Here is a 5,499-nt window from a genome sequence, read left to right as displayed (position 1 = left end):
GAACACGGAAGTTAAGCTCTCTAGCGCCGATGGTAGTTGGGACCTTGTCCCTGTGAGAGTAGGACGTCGCCAAGCAACTAAAAACACAAGTCTTTTGACTTGTGTTTTTTCGTGTTTGGTAAACAATATTATACTGTTTCAATTATAGACGAACGTTGTATTCTGATGTCTTAATCATGGATATAGGTTCATCATACGCATTGAATATAAAACTATAATCGTTATTTGGCGATATTGGTTTAGTTTCTAATTCATAATAAATGTGACTGGGGCATATTGCGTTTTTTAACTCATCAATTACTAACCGTGCAAGATAATGAGGAGAATCACTAAATTGCCAAGCTGTAACAAATCCTAGTTTTTTACGGTTTCCCCAATAAGTATCCTAGTTACCTCACTTTAATAAATAGTTTAGCCTCTTTATAATTCTTGGGGAAGGTCTTTATATGCTGTGTCTTTGTACGCATTTGAAACTTGTATCTGTGTGTCGCGAATTAAGAAAGATAGTATGTTTGGAATGAATATGGTTTATAAAAATATACGATCCCTATACAGCATTGTCCAGTAGACATCTAGATTAATGGAGGGATGTTTAATTTTTAAATTGTGCCGTACGGTAAAGGCTAAAAGTGCTTGAAGGATATTCAGAGGGATTGCCACTATGCTATATTCAAGTAAGACAGAGGTGAAATGGATAAAAAACCGATATTTCAACTTGAATATCGGTTTAATAATATGTGACTTATATGAATCTATAGCAATACGAAAAGTGTAAATAAGACAGCTAACAAAATGCGATAGTATGCAAAAGGTTTTAAACCTATCTTCTCTAAAAGCTTCAGAAAAGTTACTACTGCTAGCATTGCTACTATAAAAGAGGTAATGAACCCTACTGCAAACATAGGGATGTCATCGACACTTAAATACTTCCAGCTTTTTAGTAAGTCTAAGCCTGTAGCCCCAACCATTACAGGAAGAGCTATTAGAAACGAGAACTCTGATGCAGTCTTATAATTTACTTTTGCTAATAGACCTCCAGAGAGAGTAGATCCTGCTCTAGAAAAGCCAGGGTATACTGCTAAACATTGAAATAATCCAATTGTTAATGCTTGATGGTATGTTAAATCGTCCAGTTAGCAGGCGGTTGCCTCTTGCTTTTTTACTTCTGCAAAGATCATAAGAATTGCCCCTGCTACAAGTCCAATCACAACAGTATATGGCTGAAATAAGTAAGTTTTAATAACATCATGTAGTAGTAAACCAGCAACTACTGCCGGAAATACGCCAAGAAATACATGGAACGCGTTGAATTTATTCTCCTTCCGTAGAAGAGGCTTAATATTACATAAAGATACGAGACGTTTATGATATAAAATTGCAATAGCTAAAATTGCGCCTAGTTGAATAACAATTTCAAATGTTTTCGCTCTTTCTCCTTCAAAGCCTAATAAATGCCCGACTAATATAAGGTGGCCGGTAGAAGAGATAGGTAAAAATTCAGCTAACCCCTCTACGATACCGAGTATGAAGGCAATAATGATATCGCTCATAGTTTCACTCCTAAAAATTAATGAATGTCTACTCTCTTAAAATAGAATAGTGTTGCGATAAATCCGAAAATCGTTGTTGCTGCAATGATCATATAAGAATACTCTGGTGGATATGTGGGTTGTAATTCATTATTTGCGATATCTAAAGTGGCGATCCAGGGAAATAAATCTTTATGTTTGGAATTTACGAGCATAAGATTAGTCATTGTAATAATGACTGTTAATATAATAGGCGGTACATAGCTCTTCATTACAAGAGTTAATAGAACAATAGGTGAAGACAATAGAAAAAGAAGTCCACCACAGGTTAAAAATTTTAGGAAAGAACCTAAAAGTAAAGCAGTGTTAAAACCAGGGAAGTTCCCCAATAGCCCTAATATTAAAGTAAGCGACCAAGCAACTAAAGTTAGCATCATGATCCAAAGGAAAAGAATGATGAACTTACTTATAATAAAACTAATACGTGACACGGGGATAGTTAGTAAATTTTTTAATGTGTCTTCTGCATATTCACGGGTAAACAGATAAGCAACTACTACTCCATATAAGGGGAACCCTATAACTAAAGTAGTGTATAAGTTAACTTCAGTGAATAATTGATGGAACCAAATAGTCGGAGTTGGCTGTTTGGTTTTTATATGTATATAAGAAGCTACTACGACTAAGAAAGGTGCGACACCAGCCCCAATAATACTAATTAAAAACATATTAGAGCGTTTTAGTTTTAATAGTTCTGTATAGAGTAGGTTAACCAATTGTTCCACCTCCAACTAGTTTGGTGAAATAATCTTCTAATCTGTCTTCGCTCATCATCATTTTTAATACTTCAATATCATTTAGAACAAACGTTCTGTTGATGTATCCTTGTTGCCCGAAATGAGAGTAAATGCGAATATTCCCTTCATCATGTACCTCATAATCGAAAATTTGAAATTGATTTTCTAATAACATCGTAGCCTTACTGTCATTATTCACCTGAAATTCTATGTATTTACGGTTTGCTTTGCGTAGCGTATCAAGAGAAACTTCTTCTAGTAACTTTCCTTCGTGAATAATTCCGATACGATCAACTAACTGTTCTACCTCGGCTAATATGTGACTAGAAATGAGTATCGTTATATTCCTTTCTTGAGCTAAAGAATGAATAAGTTTTCGCATTTCTTTAATCCCGATGGGGTCTAGTCCGTTAGTTGGTTCATCTAATATAAGTAGTTCGGGATAATGGAGAAGGGCGCGTGCAATTCCTAAACGCTGCTTCATGCCTAAAGAATACTTTCCCACTAACTTTTTTGTTTCATGTTGCAAGCCTACTATTTCTAACGCTTCTTCAATAGCATTCTTTTTGTGAACCCCAATTATCTTTGCGTTAATTAATAAGTTTTCTTTTGCAGTTAAGTTTTCATAAAACCCTGGAACTTCAACGATAGAACCAATTCTACTTAAAATATCTTTTTGATTTTGAAATAAGTCCTCTCCGAATATTTCGATAGTTCCACTTGTAGGCTTTATAAGACCGAGTAGCATACGAATGGTTGTTGTTTTACCAGCACCGTTACGACCTATGAATCCATAAATCTCTCCCTGTTGAACGTTAATATTTAGATTATCTACGGATTTTTGATTGCCATATACTTTAGTAAGATTAGTTGTTTTTATAATTGTATTTATAGGAGACACCTACTTTCTATAAGTTCTTACTTACATGATAAGCAGGAAGGTTTAACTGCATATTAATCATTTCTTAACTATTTCTTAAAAGTATTGTGTTTTGGAATGGAAAATCCAAAAGTGGTTCTTTCCCATGGATTACTTTCAACCCATATATGCCCGCCATTCTTTTCAACGAGCGCTTTAGAAATAGAAAGTCCGAGACCGCTACCACCAAAAGAGGAGTTTCTTGATTGTTCGCTTCGGTACATTCGCTCAAATATGTTTTGCAAATCATGTTTTGGAATACCAGGGCCTTTGTCCCAAATAAGAAGTTCATATTCTGTATCGGTTTCTAATAGTTCGACTCCTACTGTTTTCCCATCCTTTCCGTAATAAATAGCATTTTTCATTAAATTACCTATAATTCGTATAAGGCTAAGTTGATCTGCCATGATAGGAAAAGTAGATTCTGGTATGAGAATTTGTAGTTCAATATTATGTTTTGAGAGCTCAGGTAAAAATTCAATCAAAACTTCTCTAGTAACTTCAGAAAAGTCGAGTTCTTCTTCTTTTAGTGGAAATTCGTTAGCATCTAGCTTCGCCATATTGAATATCTCATCAACTAGGTGCTTCAAGTTATTTGATTTCATATAAAGTATTTTAAGATATTCTTGCTTTTCTATTTCAGAAGCAGCAACCTCATCTTTTAAGGCATCAATATAGCCAATAATGGAGGTAAGTGGTGTTCGTATATCGTGCGAGATACTAGACAGAAGTTTTTTTCTAGATTCCTCAGACCTCTTTGCTTCAATCCGAACCTTTTCTAATTCAGCTATTAGTTCGTTTATTGAAAAAACGATATTATGTAATGAACGATCATTGCTTGTAAATTACCTTTTAGTACACGACTTAATTTAGTATCTATTGATTTGCGGTGCTGAATGAATTGTATTCTTGAAAAGAAGAGATACATTGTAATTAAGATAAGGGTAATAAATAAAGATATTTTTACCCTTGGGTCCATTTGTATATTTAAAAGCCCGCAAATGATAAGTTGTAATGAAATAAGGAAAAGGGTTTTATCAGTCTTCAAGCTGTTCACCTACAAACTTATAACCAATTCCCCATACAGTCTGAATGAATTTTGGGTTGGAAGGATCGACTTCTATTTTCTTTCTAAGTTTTCGAATATGTACCATAACGGTATTGTCATCTTCTATATAATTATCGTCCCACACATTTCGGAAGAGTTGTGTTTTTGTAAATACTTGTCCTGGATTTGAAGTGAAGAATTTTAATAGTTCCAGTTCTTTTCCGGTTAAGTTAATTTCTTCTTTGTTTGTATGAACTGTATATGTATTTAAATCAATCAATAGGCCTTTAAAAGTTAGAGTTGTTTTCTTTTGTATATTAGCGTCACTTCCAAGAACTAAAAAACGCCGCATAAGAGCTTTTACACGTGCAATGACTTCATGAATACTGAAAGGCTTTGTAATGTAATCATCAGCACCAATGCTTAAACCTAAAATTTTATCAACTTCATGATCTTTAGCGGTTAGCATTAATATCGGTACGTTCGTTTTATCTCTAAGCTTTCTACATACTTCAATACCATCTACTTTCGGCATCATAAGGTCTAGTATAACGAGGTTATAGTTGTTTTGATTAAATAATTGTAAGGCTTCATCGCCATTAATCGCAGTATCTACCATATATAATTCTCGTTCCAAATATATTTTTAATAAATTTCGGATTTCTTTATCATCGTCTGCTATAAGGATACGTATATCTTTCATATCTTCACCTGCTTCTAATAGAGTTCATTGATAGTACAACAACCCCCTAATTATATAATATTATTTGTTAAAATAAGGTTAATAGTTTTGTTGGAGGGAAATGTCCACGTAAATTAAATTGAATATGTGTTGCAAGAATGAACTAATGAGAAGCAGAAGGTAGTTTCCGATAATGAATTTTTGCGGGGATGTATCTAGCTAAAAGAGCATAAAAGCATGTAATTAAATATCTTTATAAAAAGGTATTGACGATTGCTACTTAGAGGTGTAATATAGAACAAGTCGCCGATGACAACAACGTCGAAAGCGACAAACGAAATAAAAAACTTAGTTGACATTGAAAGATGAAAATGTTAACATAAGGAAGTCACAAATGAGCGACCAAGTAGTTCTTTGAAAACTGAACGAAACAAACAACGTGAAACATCAATTTTTATTTTAGATGCTAGACAAACTAACTTTATTGGAGAGTTTGATCCTGGCTCAGGATGAACGCTGGCGGC

The 5,499-nt window shown here is 34.0% G+C and carries 3 protein-coding genes and 2 pseudogenes; all 5 read right to left on the bottom strand.

The features are described from left to right. Positions 1-752: 752 nt before the first annotated feature. Positions 753-1,550 (bottom strand): annotated as a pseudogene (gene uppP / locus PDQ33_RS28050) (undecaprenyl-diphosphate phosphatase UppP). A 17-nt stretch (positions 1,551-1,567) separates the two neighbouring features. After that, positions 1,568-2,305: an ABC transporter permease gene (locus tag PDQ33_RS28045; RefSeq protein ID WP_000247724.1), complete on the bottom strand. Its 738-nt coding sequence runs from the start codon at positions 2,303-2,305 to the stop codon at positions 1,568-1,570. After that, on the bottom strand, positions 2,298-3,227 hold the full coding sequence (locus PDQ33_RS28040) for an ABC transporter ATP-binding protein (RefSeq protein ID WP_000074574.1): 930 nt from the start codon (positions 3,225-3,227) through the stop codon (positions 2,298-2,300). The genes PDQ33_RS28045 and PDQ33_RS28040 overlap by 8 nt, the downstream gene beginning before the upstream one ends. 68 nt (positions 3,228-3,295) lie before the next feature. Further along, a pseudogene (locus PDQ33_RS28035) lies at positions 3,296-4,293 on the bottom strand (sensor histidine kinase). Continuing rightward, positions 4,283-4,996 carry a response regulator transcription factor gene (locus PDQ33_RS28030; protein WP_000651988.1) on the bottom strand — a complete coding sequence of 238 codons (714 nt, stop codon included), beginning with the start codon at positions 4,994-4,996 and terminating at the stop codon, positions 4,283-4,285. Before PDQ33_RS28030 ends, PDQ33_RS28035 begins: the two are co-directional and overlap by 11 nt. Positions 4,997-5,499 lie beyond the last annotated feature (503 nt).

The sequence above is a fragment of the Bacillus cereus group sp. Bc031 genome, from assembly GCF_027716265.1.
Classification (GTDB): domain Bacteria; phylum Bacillota; class Bacilli; order Bacillales; family Bacillaceae_G; genus Bacillus_A; species Bacillus_A paranthracis.
This window is presented reverse-complemented; position numbering and strand designations above follow the sequence as displayed.

Bases quoted from the DNA above. Each gene is read 5' to 3' on its own strand.
- PDQ33_RS28030 (WP_000651988.1), bottom strand. From the start codon at position 4,996: ATGAAAGATATACGTATCCTTATAGCAGACGATGATAAAGAAATCCGA.